The sequence below is a fragment of the Novosphingobium sp. ERW19 genome (genome assembly GCF_012641315.1).
Lineage (GTDB): Bacteria > Pseudomonadota > Alphaproteobacteria > Sphingomonadales > Sphingomonadaceae > Novosphingobium.
Window position 1 is genome coordinate 278,579 of sequence record NZ_JABAIC010000004.1, and the last position, 13,623, is coordinate 292,201.

Consider the following 13,623-nt stretch of genomic DNA (forward strand, 5'->3'; position numbering starts at 1 on the left):
CGCTGTCGAACAGGATCATGTTGCCGCAGCCTTCCCCAAGGTTCGTGGCGCGCGCAATCCCAGCAGAAGCGACGAAGCGATCAGCGCTGCCGCCGCCAGCACGAAGGCATAGCCCGGCGCGGCCAGATCGCCGCTTTGCCCGATGTAGCGCGTCAGCAGCACCGGCGTCAGCCCGAAGGTCAGCGCCACCACCGCGCCATAGCCGATGCCGACCAGCCCGGCACGGTGCCGCTTCGGTGTGATCTCGACGAACGCGGCATAGGCAACGGCCGCCGAAACCGTGGCCATCAGCAGGAGCAGGGCCGCAGCAAGGGCCAGTTGCCCCAGCGTTCCGCCAGCAATGCCCCAGCGGAACAGTGGCAGCGAAACCGCAGCGGCCAGAACGGCGGTGGCGAAGTTCACCTTCTGCCGCCCGACCCGGTCACCCAACCAGCCGCCGAACAACAGCCCGACGATCTGCGTGCCTGCCGCCGCCATCTGCAGGACATACCCATTCGTCACCGGGATTTTCAGGAAGGTCACCGCGTAGACGAACAGGAAATCCCCGGTCGCGCCCGCCAGCAGGAATCCGAACACGCCAAGCAGCGCCGCCGCATAGGCCGCAACATCAAGCTCCGTCACCACGTTCGGCCCCGTCTCGGGCAAGTGCAGCGTCTCGTCCAGCCGCCGCCGCAGGATGAACGCCAACGGCACGATCCCTGCACCGATGGCAAAGGCAATGCGCCAGCCATAGGCATCAAGCTGCGCCGGGGTCAGCACGCTCGCCAGCACCAGCCCGACAAGGCCGCTGCCCAGCACGCCGATGCGCATCGCCACCAGTTGCAGCGCCACCAGCATCCCGCGCCGCTCCGGCGGTGAACTCTCGGCCAGGAACGCCGTCGTCGGCCCCACATCGCCGCCCGCCGCAAGGCCCTGCAACAGGCGGAAGATAACCACCAGCACCGGCGCCCATATGCCGATGACAGAATAGCTCGGCGTCAACGCCAGCCCGATTGCACTCACGCCCATCAGCGCGAAGGTCGCCAGCATCGTCGGACGACGGCCAACCTTGTCCCCGAGCAGTCCGAACAGGATCGCGCCCAGCGGCCGTGCGCCAAAGCCGGCCCCCGCCGTCATCAGCGTCAGCAGCAGCGCACTCCCCGGCGCACCTGCGGGGAACATCACCCGCGAGACGTTCACCGCGAAAAAGCTGAAACTGAGGAAATCGTAGAATTCCAGCGCATTGCCGGAAATGACTGCCGCGAACTGCTTCCGCGTCGGCAAGTGCCGTGGCTCGTGTGCCTGATCGTTCATGCTGCCCTCTCCCCCGTCAGGCAAATTCAATCCTCGGCAGCGCACTCCGCACAATGGCCGCGGATTTCCACTACCGGTCGCACCTCGGCAAAGCCCGCCGCCTGTGCCGCCAGCCGCAGCGCGCCAGTCAGCTTGTCGTCGTCGTTGTGCACGGCCTTGCCGCACAGGTCGCAGATCAGGAAGATGCAGTCATGCCGACAGCCGGGATGGCTGTTGGCAACATAGGCATTGGCGCTTTCCACCCGTCGCGCCAGATTGGTGCGCACGAACAGGTCAAGGATGCGATAGACCGAATTGGCCGCCACCCGCTTGCCCCGCCGCGTGCCGACGCTTTCGGCAATGTCATAGGCCGAGGCCGGCTTCTCGTGCGCTGCAAGCGCCTCGAATACGTCGGCGCGCATTTCGGTCCACTGCTCTCCAGAAGCCGTCAGCGCTTCACGCGCCGCCTCGATCAGCTTGTCGCCTGCGAAATCGTGATGATGGTGCCCGGACATCGGCCCTAGATAGGCACGACCGCGCGCCTGCGCAAATCAGTTCCGCGTGAAGCCGGCCTTGTAGAGGTCCGGGAATAGCCGCTTGAGGTTGGCCACCTTGGGCGCGTCCCACCGCTTGATATAGCCGTGGTCGGGATTGTTGGCGGCAAAGTCCTGATGATAGCCTTCAGCTGGGTAGAATGCCTTGTACGGCTCGATCGTGGTGACGATCGGCTGCTTCCACAGACCGGACTTCTTCAATTGAGCAAGATAGGCCGCAGCAACCTTGGCTTGTTCCTGATTCATCGGCACCAGCGCATTGCGATACTGCGTGCCGTGGTCGGGGCCCTGGTAGTTCAACTGCGTCGGGTCCGCGCCGACGGCGAAGAACACGCGCAGCAACTGGTCGTAGCGGATCTTCGCAGGGTCATAGGTCACCCGCACCGCTTCGGCATGGCCGGTCCGTCCAGTGCCGACAACGTCATAGATCGCGGTGTTCTTCGCCCCGCCGTGATAGCCGGAGACGACGCTGCTCACACCGTTCAGGTGGCTGAACACCGCCTCAATGCCCCAGAAGCAGCCGCCCGCGAAAACCGCAGTCTTCTTGCCGGCAGGCTCGTTGGCCTGAACCGCTGCGGCGGGCGTTGCCACTGCGCCCTCGGCCTGTGCGGGTTGCTGGCAGGAGGCGGTGAAGATCCCAACCGCCAGTGCTGCGGAAAGGATCGGTCGGCGCATCTTAGCGCGAAGCCTGTTCGCTGGCGTGTTCAAGATCCGGCGTCGCCAGTGCGGTGGTCCCGGCAGAAATGCCCATGACAGCGGCCCCCATCAGGAACCCAAAAGCCAGAGCGCGGAAGAAGTCAGGCTTGAACAGGCCCATTGTCGTCAGCTTTCACAAATCGTCTTTGCGTCTCGCTGCCCATGGCCCGAGTCGCCTGAATCTTCGGTGACGCCCTGCACAGGGATTCATTCAGGTGATGTGACAATCTGCGAACCGTTCACGGCGTGCGACGAAGCGTTAGGCTCGAAGCTGCACCCACACCGGCGCATGGTCGCTGGCCTTCTCGCGCCCGCGATATTCCTTGTCGACGCCCGCCGCCACCAGCCGGTCGGCCAGCTCTGGCGAGAGCAGGGCATGATCAATGCGAAAGCCGTGATCGCGCTGCCAGGCACCGGCCTGATAGTCCCAGAACGTCCACACCCCGCCCAGCGGGTTGAAGGTGTCGATCGCGTCGGTCCAGCCATCGTTGAGCAACCGCCGGTAGGCATCACGCGATTCGGGCTGCATCAAGGCATCATTGGCCATGGCCTTGACCGAGAAGGTATCCTTGTCTTCCGGGATCACGTTGTAATCGCCGATCACCACCGCGGGCACGTCCTCGGCAGTAATCTCGGCCATGCGCTTGCGCAGGCGCTCCATCCAGCGCAGCTTGTAGTCGAACTTCGGCCCCGGCTGCGGATTGCCGTTGGGCAGGTAGATGCACACCACGCGAATGCCGAATACATCGGCTTCGAGATAGCGCGAATGCTCGTCCTCGGGCTCCCCGGCTAGACCGCGCTGCACTTCGACCGGCACTTGCCCATCGGCAAGAATCGCCACGCCGTTGAAGCCCTTCTGGCCATGCCAGATCGCGTGGTAGCCGATCTTCTCGAACTCGGCAGCCGGGAAGCCCTCGTCCTGCGTCTTGATCTCCTGCAGGCAGGCAACCGATGGCCGCGTCTCCTCAAGCCATTCGAGCAGGCGGGGAAGGCGGGCCTTGATCCCGTTGATATTGAACGATGAAACCTTGATCATATCGCGAAGCTTGCGCCGCAACCGCAACCCGATGCCGCCTGGGGATTACTCACCCGGAACGCCGCCCCCCCAAGCGATTCGACATACTCCACCACGCTGCCTTCCAGCAGGCCAAGGCTGACCTCGTCGACCACCAGCCGCACGCCATCGGTTTCGGCGATGAGGTCACCGTCCTCCGGCGCATCGGCGAGGCCGAACTTGTACTGGAAGCCCGAACAGCCGCCGCCTTCCACCGAAAGCCGCAGGATTGCGGGCTTGCCCTGCTTTTGCGCGATGGTGGCAACGCGGGCGGCAGCGCTGGGGGCGAGGGTGACCTGGGTTTCGCTCATGCGATGCAAGATAGGAGCGCGGCAGCGAAACCTCAACGCCCGAAGCTAGCGATTCCGCTCGTCCTCAAGCCGGTCCTCGATCGATTCATCGTGGCCAGTCCCGCTGGAGAGGAACACCAGCCCCATCAGCGCCGCCATCAGCATGATCGTCAGCCACACGCCCAGCGCCGAGGCGATGTAGAGGTGGATCGAGACGAAGCCGATCTGCATGTAGAGCACGGTAAGCACCACGCCGACGACCGCAGTGCTGAACAGCGCCATCCAGTTCATGATCTGCCGGTATCGCGCCCAGGCAAATCGTGCGTTTTCAGGATCATCGAGCGGGGAATGTCCGGCCATGGCAAAGTCCTTTGGCGATCGAAGATGGTGCGCGCAACGGCTTTGACAATGGCGACCAAGATGTCATGATCCCTATGGGAGATCAGGCGGCCCGAAAAGACGCCCGAAGGCGCAAGTCGGCCGCATCACGCAGGAGGATGCCATGACGATTGCGCAAGTCATTCAGGGAAGAGGGGAAGTCTGGAGCGTGTCGGCCGACGCGCAGGTATCCGACGCGATCGACATGCTCGCCCACCACCGCATCGGCGCCCTGCCGGTCAGCGATGGGGACAGCGGCGTGGCCGGGATTTTCTCCGAACGCGACATGATCCGCTGCCTGCACAAGCATGGCGAGGCGGCGCTGCACATGAAGGTGCGCGACATGATGACGGCACCGGTCGTTACGGTTTCACCCAAGACTTCGGTGATGGAGGCGCTGGCCCTGATGACCCAGCGCCGCTTCCGCCATCTCCCTGTAGTGGAAGGAAATCGCATGGTCGCCTTCGTCTCGATCGGAGACCTGGTGAAGCACCGGCTCGACAAGATCGAGGCCGAAGCGGACGCGATGCGGGTCTATATCCAGCAGGCCTGAAGCCACGATTCAGCGTTTCCAACTCTCGGGGGCAGAAGGGCAACTCCCCCCGAACTCTCCCCCAACTCCCCGCATCCCCCGGGCACTTTCGCGCTGCAAACGGCGATCTCGTATTTCACGTGAAACACTCTAGGCTTCCCTCACACTTGAGGAAATCCATCATGCACCTGACCCGCCGTTCGCTCCTCGCGGGAGCCGCCGCGACTGCCTCGCTGTCGATCTCGATCCGGGCGCAAGTCCTGCCACCGCGAGGCTTCGCCACCCCCTCGGGCACGTTCCCCTTTGGTCCGGAGGTCTATCGCGAGCGCCGGGCGAGGCTGATGGCCATGCTCAAGGACGGCGTGGCGGTGATCCATGGGGCCGAGCGGGACCGGACCAGCGGGCCGGTGAGCCCGCCGTTCCATCAGTCCGGCGATTTCGCCTGGCTGACCGGGATCGTCGACGAACCCGGCGCGGTGCTGGTGCTCGCGCCTGCCGAGCGGACCTACCGCGAATTCCTGCTGCTCCCGTCGCGCGATGTCGAGACCGAGCGCTGGGATGTCGAGCGCCTGCCGCTGGGTTCGCTGATCGAACAGCGCACGGGAATTCAGCGGGTAAGGCGCACTTCGGGGCTGGACGGCCTCGTGACGCAGCTCGCGGCACGCAGCCGGACGCTGCATTTCATGGGGCCGATCACCAGCGCTTCGGCCCCGGTGCCACCGGCGATGGAGCTTTATGGCCGGGTGATGAGCCATGTGCCCGGCTGCACGATGAAGGACCAGAGCGCGCTGCTCCCGGCCCTGCGCACGGTGAAGGAACCGCGCGAGCTGGAGCTGATGCGCAAGGCGCTCGCCGCGACGCAAGCGGGGCACTTGGCGGCGATGAAGGCAGTGCGCCCCGGCATGACCGAGCGCCAGCTGACCGCCGTGCTAGAAGACGGCTTCCGGCAGGGCGGGGGTGAGGGGCTATCGTACGATTCGATCGTGGCGACCGGCCGCAATGCCGCCTCGCTGCATTATGCCCATGGCAATTCCGCAATTGGCGCGCAGGATCTGGTGCTGATCGATGCTGCGGCCTCTGTCGGCACTTACGCCTGCGATATCACCCGCACCTTTCCAGCCTCGGGCAAGTTCACCGCGCAGCAGCGCGCGGACTACGAACTGGTCATGGCGGCGCAGGATGCGGCGGCCAAGCTGTTGAAACCCGGCGTGATTCACGAGGACATGACCGAAGCGGCCAGCGCCGTGTTCCGCAAGGCCGGGCGGATCGACGAGTTTACCCATGGCCTCGGTCATTTCGTCGGCCTCGATGTCCATGACGCTGGTGATTATGCCAAGCCGATACCGGCGGGCGCTGTCATCACCATCGAGCCGGGGCTCTACAACCAGCAAATGAACCAGGGCATCCGCATCGAGGACCTCTACCTCGTCACTGCCAGCGGCTGCGAACGCCTGAGCACCGGCATCCCGCGCACCGCGGCCGAGATCGAAGCGTTCATGGCGCGATAGGGCGACCCGCAAGACTTACGTTTCCGCAGCGCAGGCCCGGGGTTCATGGCCTCACCATCAGGCACGCCATAAGCGTTGTGGACCCCGGCCTTCGCCGGGGTGACGGTGATTGGTGCCAAGAATGGTGCGGCACCCTTTCGGTCCAAAAATTGGTATTGCCCTTGAGCGATTCCGCTTGCGCGGTGCGCCCCTGTTGCCATGATCCGGGATCAATAGGGGAGTTCCTGGGATGGGTGGGCTGCTGGCCCCCGAAAATCTGCCGTTCGCCGTCGCACTGGCCTTGCTGGTGCTGCTGGTCATCGTGCAGGTTACGGGAATATCGGATTTTCTGGGCGACGCCGATGGGCATGACGCCGAGCTTGATGCGGGGTCCGCGCTGGCCAGCGTGACCGGGTTGGGCGCGCTGCCGTTCGTGGTGTGGCTTTCGTTCTTCCTTGCGACCTTCGGGCTTGTCGGCCTGTCGCTGCAGCAGCTGGTGACGTCGTTCTTCGGCGCGCCATTCGGCCCCGGCGCGGCGACCGCGATGGGGCTGCTTGCCGCGTGGCCGGTGAACACCGTGATTACCCGTCTGCTGGGGCGCGTCTGGCCGCATGACGAAACCACTGCCGTGCCGGTCGATGCGCTGCTCGGGCGCAAGGGCACGATCGAGATCGGCCGCGCCACGCGTGGCAGCGCGGCGCGCGCGCAAGTGCGCGACATGCACGGGCAGGTGCATCTCGTCATGGTCGAACCGCACGAGGACAGCGCAACGCTTGGCGAGGGCTGCGAAGTCCTGCTCGTCCACCGCGAGGGCGAGACCTTCTATGCGGTGCCGGTCGACGGCCCGCTGCGCCTGGCCGACTGATCCCTTCCAAAGTTCCTTCCTCTTCGGAGACTGACATGAACCAGCTTGTTCCCATCGGCATCTATGCAGGCACCGGCCTTGCGCTTCTGCTGGTGATCGCCTTCACCTTGACCCGGCTTTACCGCCGCGCAACCAAGGAAGTGGGCTTCGTGCGAACCGGCTTTGGCGGGGAAAAGGTGGTGATCAACGGCGGCGCGCTGGTGCTGCCGGTGCTGCACGAGACGATGCCGGTGAACATGAACACCGTGCGCCTTGCCGTGGAGCGCAAGAACACCGATGCGCTGATCACGCTCGACCGGTTGCGGATCGACGTGAAGGCCGAGTTCTACGTGCGCGTGCGCCCCGATGCCGGTGCCATCGCCATGGCCGCGCAGACGCTGGGCATGCGCACGATGCAGCCCGAAGCGCTGAAGGATCTGGTCGAAGGCAAGTTCGTCGACGCGCTGCGCTCGGTCGCGGCGGGCATGACGATGAACCAGTTGCACGAACAGCGCGCCGACTTCGTGCAGAAGGTGCAGCAGGTGTCGTCGAACGACCTGGCCATGAACGGGCTGGAGCTGGAATCGGTCTCGCTGACCGGGCTCGACCAGACCAGCATCGAGCACTTCAATGCCAACAATGCCTTCGACGCCGAGGGTCTGACCAAGCTGACCGAGCAGATCGAACTGCGCAAGAAGGCGCGCAACGACATCGAGCAGGACACGCGCGTGCAGATCGAGATGAAGAACCTCGAGGCCGAGCAGCAGTCCCTGAAGATCAAGCGCGACAACGAATTTGCCCGGCTGGAGCAGGAGCGCGAGATCGAGATGCGCCGCGCCGAACAGGCCGCCGAAGTGGCGCGCGAACAATCCTTGCGCAATCAGGAAGCGGAAGCCGCGCGGATCGAGGCCAAGAAGCTGGTCGACAGCCAGCAGATCGAGGCTGACCGCGCGGTGCAGCAGGCGCGGATTGCGCAGCAGCAGGCGATCGAGATCGCCCGCCAGGAGCAACAGATCGCGATCCAGAACAAGAGCCGCCAGGAAAGCCAGGCCAAGGCCGAGGCCGACGAGGCCCGCGCCAAGGCGGTCGCCGCCGAGGAACAGGTCGTCACCTCGCGCGAGACCGAAGTAGCCGAGCGCGGCAAGCGCATCGAGCTGATCGAAGCGGCCAAGGCGGCCGAGCGCGACGCCATCCGCGTGAAGGTGGAAGCCGAGGCCGAGAAGGCCGCAGCCGCCAACCGCGCCGAAGCCGCCCGGCTTGAAGCCGAGGGCGAGGCCGAGGCCGAAAAGCTGCGCGCCGAGGCAGCACGGGTGCGCTTCGAAGTGGAAGCGGCAGGCCAGCGCGCGATCAACGAGGCGGCGAACCTGCTCTCGTCCGACCAGATTTCGCTGCAGACCAAGCTGGCGCTGCTGAAAGTCCTGCCCGAACTGGTGCGCGAATCCGCCAAGCCGCTGGAAGCGATCGATTCGATCAAGATCGTGCAGGTCGATGGGCTGACGCGGTCATCGGGCGGGGCGGGTTCCAGTGGGGAAGGGGGCGGGGTGGCTCCGGCCAATGGTAACCTTGCCAGCGATGCACTGACGGCTGCACTCAGCTATCGCGCGCAGGCACCGATCATCGATGGCTTGATGAAGGAACTCGGGCTTGATGGCGGTTCGCTGGAGGGGCTGGTCAAGGCCGCGCCGGCGGTGGCTGAAGTGCCAGCGGCTGCGGCCAGCGAGGAACCGGAGATTTGAGAATCCTCCCTGATTTTCCGAAGGACAATCGGGGAGTGGGACCGCCAGCGCAGCTGGGGGTGGAGGGGTGATACTGATTGCCCCTCCGTCAGTCCTGCGGACTGCCACCTCCCCATTTGCACTTCGTGAAAATGGGGAGGAGCTGGATGGTGTCGGCCCATTTGCACTTCGTGAAAATGGGGAGGAGCTGGATGGTGTCGGCCCATTTGCACTTCGTGAAAACGGGGAGGATCTTTAGGATCAACCGAGCCGCTTGGCGACCAAGTCCTGCAGGTTGGCTTCGGGCCTTGCGCCGTAATGCGAGATCACTTCGGCGGCGCAGACGGCGCCCAGCGTAAGGCTTTCGGCAAGCGGCTTGTTCCGGACGTAGCCATAGAGGAAGCCGGCGGCGAAGAGGTCGCCGGCGCCGGTGGTATCGATGACCTTGGCGATCGGCTCTGCGGGCACGTGGGCGTGTTCGCCGTTGCTGATGGCGTGGGCGCCGTTTTCGCTGCGGGTGACGACGACGGTCGGCACCTTGGCGGCGATCTGTTCGATACCGGCGTGGAAGTCCTCGATACCGGTGAGTGCGGCGAGTTCGTGTTCGTTGGCGAACAGGATGTCGATCTGGCCGTCAGCGATCAGGGCGCGGAAATCGTCGCCGTGGCGCGAGATGACGAAGGCATCGGAGAGGGTAAAGGCGACCTTGCGACCGGCATTGCGCGCGGCGGCGATGGCGCGGCGCATGGCCTTGCGCGGCTCTTCCGGGTCCCACAGGTAGCCTTCGAGATAGAGCACGCTGGCCGAGGCGATCTGGGCGTCGTCCAGCGCTTCGGCGGGCAGGAACTGCGAGGCACCGAGGAAGGTGTTCATCGTGCGCTGGCCGCAGGGCGAGACGAAGATCAGGCAGCGCGCCGTCGGCGGTTCCTCGGCGCGGGCGGGGGTCTGGAAATCGATGCCGCCTGCGCGAATATCGTGGGCAAAGACCTCGCCCAGCTGGTCATTGGCAACCTGCCCGATGAAGGCGCACTTGGCACCGAGCGCGGCAAGACCGGCGAGCGTGTTGGCAGCAGAACCGCCGGAGATTTCGCGCGCCGGGCCCATCGCGTCATAGAGCTCCTGGGCGCGGGCGGTGTCGACCAGCGTCATGCCGCCCTTGGCGAGGCCCAGCCGTTCGATGTCCGCATCCTCGCAAGGGGCCATCACATCGACGATGGCGTTGCCGATGGCGATGACGTCGTAAAGCGGTTCGGACATTCAGGCAGGCTCCGTGATTTCGGGAATGGCGCTGGCCTAGCGGCTAGGCTGGATTGCAGCAAGGGCGAGGGGAGGCAGCAATAGCGGGGGGCAGCAAGCGCGCGAACGCGCCGGGCGGGACGGCTCGCGCGCCAGTCCGCCCAGAGCCACGGTTGACGATGCGCCGACAGCGCGGCATCCCGCACCTGTGACGCATCCCAAGATCCTTGCCGTTCCCGCTCTGGCTCTTCTGCTCGCATCCTGCGGTGGGGGAGCGGTGCCTTCGGGTGGAAAGACTCCGGTTGTGCGATCCGCTTCGTCAGCTCCGGTGCGGACCACGGTGCCGCGTCCGGCTCCGGTGGGCAAGCCCGTCGCGCAAGTGCAGATGATCCCGGGCCTTGAAGGCGTGATCGGAGCGGACGCACTGCAATTGGGTCGCGTGTTCGGCACGCCGCGGCTTGATGTGATCGAGGACGATGCCCGCAAGATGCAGTGGTCGGGCACGGCCTGCATTCTCGACGTCTATCTCTATCCACCTGCGAACGGCGGCAAGCCCGCTGCGACTTACGTCGATGCGCGACGCGGGGACGGGCGTGACGTTGACCGCGCGGCTTGCGTGGCCGCGCTCAGGAAGGCGCCGTAACCGCGCAGGACGGGGCTGCGGGAAGCGTCGCCCAAGGCGCAAAGGCTGAGACGCCTTCGCGGGAGACATCGGCCAGCGTGTAGCGATCGAGCACGGCGAGGAAGGCTTCCAGCGCTTCGGCCAGGACACTGCTGAGCGCGCAGTTGTTGCGCAGGGCGCAAGCGGCGCAGTCGGCCAGGCGCATGCCCCTTTCGAGCTGGCGCACCGCTTCGCCGACGGTGATTTCCGCTGCCGGGCGGGCCAGCGTGATGCCGCCGCTGCGGCCACGCTGCGATTGCGCGAGGCCCGCCTGCACCAGCCCTTGCGCGACCTTGGCGACATGGTGGTAGCTGAGGCCCTGCTCGGCCGAGAAGGCGGGCAGGCTGACCGCCGAGCCCTTGCGCGCGAGCACGATCAGCAGGCGCAGGCCGAAGTCGGTGTGCTGGGTAAGTTGCATGGCGCAGAGATGATTTTTCCGCTTGCGTGAATCAAGCAAATTAAATACCGGTATTTTCAATACCTGATTGGAGATCCCTGATGCGCACCGCTTCCGAACATGCAAAGACCATCGTCAAGGCCACCGCTCCGGTGATCGAAAAGCACGGAGTGGACATCACCACCGCGATGTACAAGCGCCTGTTCCAGAACGAAGATGTGAGGAACATGTTTGATGCAGCCGCGCAGGAAAGTGGCGAGCAGCCGCGTCGTCTTGCCGCAGCGATCCTTGCCTATTCGAAGAACATCGACAAGCTGGAGAACCTCGGCCCGGCGGTGACGCGGATGGTGCAACGCCACGTCGAAACCGGCGTGAAGGCCGAGCACTACCCCTATGTTGCCGAGGCGCTGCTGCCGGCGATTCGCGACGTGCTGGGTGCCGAAGTTGCCACCGACGAAGTGCTGGCGGCTTGGGGCGAGGCTTACTGGATGCTCGCCGACATCTTGATTGCCGCCGAAGCCGACGCTTACGCCGCAGCAGCCTGACCCCCCAGATCGAGGGCCGTTGCTGCAACGCGCCCGCCTGCCGTGGATCCCCTCAGAAGCGGCAGGCGGGCTATGTTGCGTGTGGGCTACTCCGCGGCGAAGCTGATTTCGGCGTGGGCGCGCAGGCGCTCGACCAGCGCTTCACCGAGGACCGCGCCGGGGGTGCCTACCATGCCGGGGGCCTTGGCCGAGAGCAGGGCGATGCCGGTTTCCGCGATCATCCGGCTGGTCGAGCCATAGCCGGGATCGTACCGCCCCTTCACGCCATAGCGGATGGTCTGGCCATCGGGCATTTCACCGAGGAACAGGACATCGTAGAAACCGGTCTCCCGCTCTTCCTTAGAGGGGCCTTCGCCCGGTTGCGGATCGTCGGGGCGGCCGATCATCGGCGTCTTGGCCATGTGCTCGGCTATGGCCTTGCCCTGATCGCCGGGGCCGGTGAGGACCATCTCGTCGTAGACGAAGTCCGTGCCCCAGGCGTGGCCGAGCAGCGCGTTGGTGCGGTGGACGTTCTTGGTGTTGATCGCCGCCATGATGAACGGCGTTTCCCATGAATCCAGCGCATCGTCGTGCTGGACCTTGTCGCCCGCAGGCTGGGCTGGGCCTTCGAAACCGGGGGTAAGGCAGAAGCTGCTTTGCATCAGCGGGATCAGCGAGGGGTCCTTGCCCAAGGCGGCGAGCGTGGCCTTGAGACTGGCGGCGGTCCCGCCCGAGGCGCCACCCTTCATGCCGCGCACGCGCCCTTTGACGCGGGGGGCGGGGCGGCCAAACCGCGCCACCGCTTCCTTCTGCAGCATCAGCACGCCCAGATCGAACGGGATCGAATCGAAGCCGCTCGAAAAACAGATGCGCGCGCCGGTGCGCTGGGCCGCTTCGCCGTACTTGTCGATCATCTGGCGCATCCAAACCGGTTCGCCGCACAAGTCGGCATAGTCGGTGCCAGCGGCGATGCAGGCGGCAAGCAGCGGTTCGCCATAGAGCTGGTAGGGGCCGACCGTGGTTACGACGACCTTGGCCTGCTCGACTATGGCCTTGAGACTTGCGGGATCGGCGGCATCGGCGACGATCAGCGGGGTGTTCTTGGGCGCCTCGATCAGGGCACGCACTTCGGCGAGCTTTGCGGCCGAGCGCCCGGCCATGGCCCAGCGCGGGCCTTCCTGCCCGTAATGGCGTGCCAGATATTCCGCGACCAACCGCCCGGTGAACCCCGTCGCCCCGTAGACGACAATGTCATAGGGCCTTTCCGACTTCTCCATCAGCCTCTCCGCCTGTTGTGCTTATGCACGGCAGCTTGGCGAGTTCGGTGACGATTGCAACCGGATTTAAGCGGAAGGTTAAGGCGCTGCTACAGGCGTGGCAGCGTTACGCCGCGCTGGCCCATGTATTTGCCCGCGCGGTCGGCGTAGCTGACTTCGCACGGTTCGTTGCCCTGCAGGAACAGGAACTGGCAGGCGCCTTCGTTGGCGTAGATCTTGGCCGGCAGCGGCGTGGTGTTCGAAAATTCGAGCGTGACGTGCCCCTCCCAGCCCGGCTCCAGCGGCGTGACGTTCACGATGATGCCGCAGCGGGCATACGTGCTCTTGCCGAGGCAGATCACCAGCACGTCGCGCGGCACGCGGAAGTATTCGACGGTGCGCGCCAAGGCGAAGGAGTTGGGCGGGATCACGCAGACATCGGTCTCGCGGTCGACAAGGCTGGCGCCGTCGAAGTTCTTGGGGTCCACCACAGCGGAATCGACATTGGTGAAGATCTTGAACTCGGGCGCGACGCGGGCGTCATAGCCGTAGGACGAGAGGCCATAGCTGATGCAGCCATCACGGCGCTGGTTCTCGACGAAAGGCTCGATCATGCCTTCGTTGAGCGCCTTGTCGCGGATCCACTTGTCGGAAAGAATGGCCAATTGGCTCTCCCATGTGAAGCTTGTGCGGGAATGCCCACCCCCGACCCCTCCCGCTTGCGGGA

General features: G+C 65.2%; 17 protein-coding genes. 6 read left to right on the forward strand and 11 right to left on the reverse strand.

Annotated elements, in window-relative coordinates; all coding sequences use genetic code 11:
- Positions 1-15 precede the first annotated feature (15 nt).
- The 7 genes from HGI46_RS09945 to HGI46_RS09975 form a co-directional block, all read right to left on the reverse strand.
- On the reverse strand, positions 16-1,293 hold the full coding sequence (locus HGI46_RS09945; RefSeq protein ID WP_168904041.1) for an MFS transporter: 1,278 nt from the start codon (positions 1,291-1,293) through the stop codon (positions 16-18).
- A 26-nt stretch (positions 1,294-1,319) separates the two neighbouring features.
- A complete protein-coding gene (locus tag HGI46_RS09950) occupies positions 1,320-1,787 on the reverse strand; it encodes a transcriptional repressor (protein ID WP_118072776.1) in 468 nt (155 codons plus the stop codon).
- Positions 1,788-1,823: 36 nt separating this feature from the next.
- Positions 1,824-2,501 carry a peptide-methionine (S)-S-oxide reductase MsrA gene (msrA, locus tag HGI46_RS09955; protein WP_118072777.1) on the reverse strand — a complete coding sequence of 226 codons (678 nt, stop codon included), beginning with the start codon at positions 2,499-2,501 and terminating at the stop codon, positions 1,824-1,826.
- Position 2,502: 1 nt separating this feature from the next.
- Positions 2,503-2,643 (reverse strand): hypothetical protein, encoded by a 141-nt coding sequence (locus tag HGI46_RS09960; protein WP_162895923.1) that lies wholly within the window; start codon positions 2,641-2,643, stop codon positions 2,503-2,505.
- 138 nt (positions 2,644-2,781) lie between these two features.
- The gene (xth, locus tag HGI46_RS09965) at positions 2,782-3,558 is read right to left on the reverse strand and encodes an exodeoxyribonuclease III (RefSeq protein WP_206065647.1); all 777 of its coding nucleotides are present in this window, start codon (positions 3,556-3,558) and stop codon (positions 2,782-2,784) included.
- A complete protein-coding gene (locus HGI46_RS09970; RefSeq protein ID WP_168904042.1) occupies positions 3,555-3,887 on the reverse strand; it encodes an iron-sulfur cluster assembly accessory protein in 333 nt (110 codons plus the stop codon). Before HGI46_RS09970 ends, xth begins: the two co-directional genes overlap by 4 nt.
- A 45-nt stretch (positions 3,888-3,932) precedes the next feature.
- Positions 3,933-4,226 carry a hypothetical protein gene (locus HGI46_RS09975; protein ID WP_118072779.1) on the reverse strand — a complete coding sequence of 98 codons (294 nt, stop codon included), beginning with the start codon at positions 4,224-4,226 and terminating at the stop codon, positions 3,933-3,935.
- 142 nt (positions 4,227-4,368) lie between these two features.
- Here HGI46_RS09975 and HGI46_RS09980 point away from each other — a divergent pair, with 142 nt between their 5' ends.
- From HGI46_RS09980 to HGI46_RS09995, 4 genes are all read left to right on the forward strand, one after another.
- The gene (locus HGI46_RS09980) at positions 4,369-4,797 is read left to right on the forward strand and encodes a CBS domain-containing protein (protein WP_118072780.1); all 429 of its coding nucleotides are present in this window, start codon (positions 4,369-4,371) and stop codon (positions 4,795-4,797) included.
- Between the two features lie 161 nt (positions 4,798-4,958).
- A complete protein-coding gene (locus HGI46_RS09985) occupies positions 4,959-6,284 on the forward strand; it encodes an aminopeptidase P family protein (protein ID WP_168904043.1) in 1,326 nt (441 codons plus the stop codon).
- A gap of 229 nt (positions 6,285-6,513) precedes the next feature.
- Positions 6,514-7,128 (forward strand): OB-fold-containig protein, encoded by a 615-nt coding sequence (locus HGI46_RS09990; protein ID WP_118072782.1) that lies wholly within the window; start codon positions 6,514-6,516, stop codon positions 7,126-7,128.
- Positions 7,129-7,163: 35 nt separating this feature from the next.
- The gene (locus HGI46_RS09995; protein WP_168904044.1) at positions 7,164-8,843 is read left to right on the forward strand and encodes a flotillin domain-containing protein; all 1,680 of its coding nucleotides are present in this window, start codon (positions 7,164-7,166) and stop codon (positions 8,841-8,843) included.
- Positions 8,844-9,083: 240 nt separating this feature from the next.
- Here HGI46_RS09995 and HGI46_RS10000 read toward each other — a convergent pair whose 3' ends face one another.
- Entirely contained in the window at positions 9,084-10,079 is a 996-nt protein-coding gene (locus tag HGI46_RS10000; RefSeq protein WP_168904045.1) for an adenosine kinase, read from the reverse strand.
- Positions 10,080-10,266: 187 nt separating this feature from the next.
- Between HGI46_RS10000 and HGI46_RS10005 the strand changes: the two genes are divergently transcribed.
- A complete protein-coding gene (locus HGI46_RS10005) occupies positions 10,267-10,701 on the forward strand; it encodes a hypothetical protein (RefSeq protein WP_346766701.1) in 435 nt (144 codons plus the stop codon).
- Here HGI46_RS10005 and HGI46_RS10010 read toward each other — a convergent pair.
- Positions 10,685-11,137, reverse strand: a complete 453-nt coding sequence (locus HGI46_RS10010; protein ID WP_168904046.1) for an Rrf2 family transcriptional regulator — start codon at positions 11,135-11,137, stop codon at positions 10,685-10,687. The two genes, HGI46_RS10005 and HGI46_RS10010, sit on opposite strands and share 17 nt — an antisense overlap.
- An 80-nt stretch (positions 11,138-11,217) precedes the next feature.
- Between HGI46_RS10010 and HGI46_RS10015 the strand changes: the two genes are divergently transcribed.
- The gene (locus HGI46_RS10015; RefSeq protein ID WP_168904047.1) at positions 11,218-11,661 is read left to right on the forward strand and encodes a globin domain-containing protein; all 444 of its coding nucleotides are present in this window, start codon (positions 11,218-11,220) and stop codon (positions 11,659-11,661) included.
- 86 nt (positions 11,662-11,747) lie between these two features.
- Here the strand turns inward: HGI46_RS10015 and HGI46_RS10020 are convergent, their stop codons facing one another.
- On the reverse strand, positions 11,748-12,917 hold the full coding sequence (locus HGI46_RS10020; RefSeq protein WP_168904048.1) for a saccharopine dehydrogenase NADP-binding domain-containing protein: 1,170 nt from the start codon (positions 12,915-12,917) through the stop codon (positions 11,748-11,750).
- Between the two features lie 89 nt (positions 12,918-13,006).
- Complete coding sequence (gene dcd / locus HGI46_RS10025) at positions 13,007-13,561, reverse strand: dCTP deaminase (protein ID WP_039333155.1); 555 nt, start codon at positions 13,559-13,561, stop codon at positions 13,007-13,009.
- Positions 13,562-13,623: the final 62 nt, after the last annotated feature.

What these genes read in the sequence shown, in the direction of transcription:
- HGI46_RS09945 (WP_168904041.1), bottom strand. Translation starts at nt 1,293, where the DNA reads ATGAACGATCAGGCACACGAGCCACGGCACTTGCCGACGCGGAAGCAG.
- HGI46_RS09950 (WP_118072776.1), bottom strand. Translation starts at nt 1,787, where the DNA reads ATGTCCGGGCACCATCATCACGATTTCGCAGGCGACAAGCTGATCGAG.
- msrA (WP_118072777.1), bottom strand. Translation starts at nt 2,501, where the DNA reads ATGCGCCGACCGATCCTTTCCGCAGCACTGGCGGTTGGGATCTTCACC.
- HGI46_RS09960 (WP_162895923.1), bottom strand. Translation starts at nt 2,643, where the DNA reads ATGGGCCTGTTCAAGCCTGACTTCTTCCGCGCTCTGGCTTTTGGGTTC.
- xth (WP_206065647.1), bottom strand. Translation starts at nt 3,558, where the DNA reads ATGATCAAGGTTTCATCGTTCAATATCAACGGGATCAAGGCCCGCCTT.
- HGI46_RS09970 (WP_168904042.1), bottom strand. Translation starts at nt 3,887, where the DNA reads ATGAGCGAAACCCAGGTCACCCTCGCCCCCAGCGCTGCCGCCCGCGTT.
- HGI46_RS09975 (WP_118072779.1), bottom strand. Translation starts at nt 4,226, where the DNA reads ATGGCCGGACATTCCCCGCTCGATGATCCTGAAAACGCACGATTTGCC.
- HGI46_RS09980 (WP_118072780.1), top strand. Translation starts at nt 4,369, where the DNA reads ATGACGATTGCGCAAGTCATTCAGGGAAGAGGGGAAGTCTGGAGCGTG.
- HGI46_RS09985 (WP_168904043.1), top strand. Translation starts at nt 4,959, where the DNA reads ATGCACCTGACCCGCCGTTCGCTCCTCGCGGGAGCCGCCGCGACTGCC.
- HGI46_RS09990 (WP_118072782.1), top strand. Translation starts at nt 6,514, where the DNA reads ATGGGTGGGCTGCTGGCCCCCGAAAATCTGCCGTTCGCCGTCGCACTG.
- HGI46_RS09995 (WP_168904044.1), top strand. Translation starts at nt 7,164, where the DNA reads ATGAACCAGCTTGTTCCCATCGGCATCTATGCAGGCACCGGCCTTGCG.
- HGI46_RS10000 (WP_168904045.1), bottom strand. Translation starts at nt 10,079, where the DNA reads ATGTCCGAACCGCTTTACGACGTCATCGCCATCGGCAACGCCATCGTC.
- HGI46_RS10010 (WP_168904046.1), bottom strand. Translation starts at nt 11,137, where the DNA reads ATGCAACTTACCCAGCACACCGACTTCGGCCTGCGCCTGCTGATCGTG.
- HGI46_RS10015 (WP_168904047.1), top strand. Translation starts at nt 11,218, where the DNA reads ATGCGCACCGCTTCCGAACATGCAAAGACCATCGTCAAGGCCACCGCT.
- HGI46_RS10020 (WP_168904048.1), bottom strand. Translation starts at nt 12,917, where the DNA reads ATGGAGAAGTCGGAAAGGCCCTATGACATTGTCGTCTACGGGGCGACG.